This is a genomic window from Arthrobacter sp. MP_M4 (assembly GCF_035984855.1).
Taxonomy (GTDB): domain Bacteria; phylum Actinomycetota; class Actinomycetes; order Actinomycetales; family Micrococcaceae; genus Arthrobacter.
This window is the reverse complement of record NZ_JAXCHX010000057.1, coordinates 1-2,609: the sequence shown is the minus strand read 5'-3', so window position 1 is coordinate 2,609 and position 2,609 is coordinate 1. Positions and strand designations below refer to the sequence as shown.

1 protein-coding gene is annotated in these 2,609 nt (G+C 65.4%); it reads left to right on the top strand.

Annotated elements, in window-relative coordinates:
* Positions 1-125 precede the first annotated feature (125 nt).
* Positions 126-2,582, top strand: a complete 2,457-nt coding sequence (locus RCH15_RS18950; protein WP_326962200.1) for an HAD-IC family P-type ATPase — start codon at positions 126-128, stop codon at positions 2,580-2,582.
* Positions 2,583-2,609: the final 27 nt, after the last annotated feature.

The window sequence follows — 2,609 nt, the reverse complement described above, 5'->3', positions numbered from 1 at the left end:
GTCGCACTCTCCGCAACAGCGGCGGCGACTCGAACAACAATACACACCCCCACGACCAACCACAAATCCACCCCCCGCGCCCTCCATCACACGCATTCGGGACCGCCTCCCGATACGATCAGGAAATGATGGCAGAACACCGGCGCCAGAAGCAAGTCCCCCTCCACCGACGCGTGTCCGGACCGGCCGCCGCCGGGCTCTCCCGGGGCGACGTGGCTTCGCGGATGAGCAGCGGCCTCGACAACCGCGTACCGGACGCTACCAGCCGAAGCCTCTGGGAAATCGTCCGCGCCAATGTACTGACTCTTTTCAATGCGATCGTCGGCACGAGCTTTGTCCTCCTGCTCCTGCTGGGCAGCTGGCAGGATGCCCTTTTTGGACTGGCTGCCGTCGGCAACGCCGTCATCGGTGTCGTGCAGGAGTACCGGGCCAAAAGGTCCCTGGACCGCCTCGCCGTCCTTGAAGCCCCACAGGCCAGGGTGCTGCGGGACGGCATGGTGCAGGAAATCCCGACCGCCGACGTCGTCCTTGACGACGTCCTGGTGCTCCGGGCCGGCGACCAGGTGACAGCCGACGCTTCCGTCCTCGAGAGTGGAGGATTGGAGTCCGACGAGTCGCTCCTGACGGGGGAGTCGGACCCCGTGGACAAGGACACAGGAACCGAAGTGCTCTCCGGCTCGCTCATTGTCGCCGGCCGGGGTACCGCGCGGGTGGTCCGCGTGGGAGCTGATTCCTTTTCCAGCAAACTCGCCGCTGACGCGAAGCGGTTCTCGTTGGTCAACTCAGAAATTCGGAACAGCCTTAACCGTATCCTCGGCTGGGTGAGCTGGGCACTGCTGCCGGTGGCTATCATCGTTGCGAACGGTGAAATGCAATCCCGGGGCGGCTGGGAAGCCGCCATAGCCAACGGCGCGTGGACATCCGCGGTGGTGGGTGTGATTGCCAGCGTCATCGCGATGGTTCCGTTGGGGCTGGTCCTGCTCTCGAGCGTTGCTTTCGCCGTCGGCGGGGTGCGGCTGGCCAGCGAAAAGGTCCTGATCCAGGAGCTGGCGGCGGTCGAGGGCCTGGCCCGCGTCGATGTCCTCTGCCTCGACAAGACCGGAACGCTTACGGAGGGCAGGATCGTCTTCGACGGCGTGCACGAACTTGACGGCCCCGCACAAGCCGGGTGGGAACATGCTCTGGGCTGGTTCGCCGCAGATCCGGATGCCAACGCGACATCCCGCTGCCTTGAATCGGATTTCGAGCACGACGGCGGCATCCCGGCCGTCTCGTCGGTTCCGTTCTCGTCCGCCCGGAAATGGAGCTCCGTGACTTTCGACGGAGGAGGTACCCGGGCGGGCTCGTGGATTCTTGGGGCCCCGGAGGTGGTGCTGTCCGGAAGAACCGATGGAGCGGACGGGATGCCGGCGGCCGGCAACGCCTTGGTAAAGGCGGGCCGTCTCGCTGCCACAGGGTTACGGACCGTGGTGCTGGCGTATGCCGACGGCGCCGCAATCACTGCCGACAAGGCGACGCTTCCGGCACGGCTGCATCCCGTGGTTGTGCTGACCTTTAGGGAACAGATCCGTGCCGATGCCCGGCAGACGCTCGATTACTTCCGCGAACAGGGAGTCGAATTGAAAATCATCTCGGGGGATGACCCGCGGACGGTTTCTGCGATCGCCCGGGCAGTCGGCCTGGACGTCGACGATGGGTACGATGCCAGGCAGCTCCCGGCCGATCCTGTCCTGCTCGAGGAAGCAATGGACGCGAACACCGTCTTTGGCCGGGTCAGTCCTGAACAGAAAAAAGACATGGTGGCGGCGCTGCAGCGCCGTGGGCATACGGTTGCGATGACCGGCGACGGCGTCAACGATGTGCTCGCGTTGAAGGAAGCAGACCTTGGCATCGCCATGAACTCGGCGGCGCCCGCCACGAAGGCAGTGGCGCGGCTGGTGCTGCTGGACGGCCGGTTCGACCGGCTCCCGGGGGTGGTGGCGGAGGGACGCCGGGTGATTGCCAACATTGAGCGCGTGTCCAAGCTGTTCCTCAGCAAAACCGCCTACTCAATTGCAATCGCCGTCAGTTTCGGTCTCTTGAATCTGCAGTTTCCTTTCCTGCCGCGCCAGCTGTCCTTCACGGACGGACTTACGATCGGGATCCCGTCATTCTTCCTGGCCTTGATGGCCAACAGCCAGCGCTACCGGCCGGGATTCCTGCGCCGGTCACTGGCGTTTTCCATCCCCGCGGGCCTCATTGTCGCAGCCGCCTTGCTGGGGCTAAACCTGTACGCAGGCTCCCGCGGCAACGCGGGAGCGGCACCCGAATCATTACAGTCCGCGTCGGTCCTGACCCTGGCCGTCACCGGGCTGTGGATTCTCTGGGTGGTCTCCCGCCCCCTGGACGCCAAGAAGGTGGGCGTGCTGCTGATGATGTGCGCAAGCCTCGTCATCCTGCTGAACGTGCCGTTGGCTCAGAGCTTCTTCCACCTGGCCTGGCCACCGCCGGACGTGCTGTGGGTGGCCGCCGTCGCCGTGGTGGGCGGGGGGCTCGCCGTTGAGTTCCTGGCGTTGGTCCACGGCCGGCGGTTCCCCCGTTAGGTTCCGTTGTGGCCGGCCCTGGCCGAA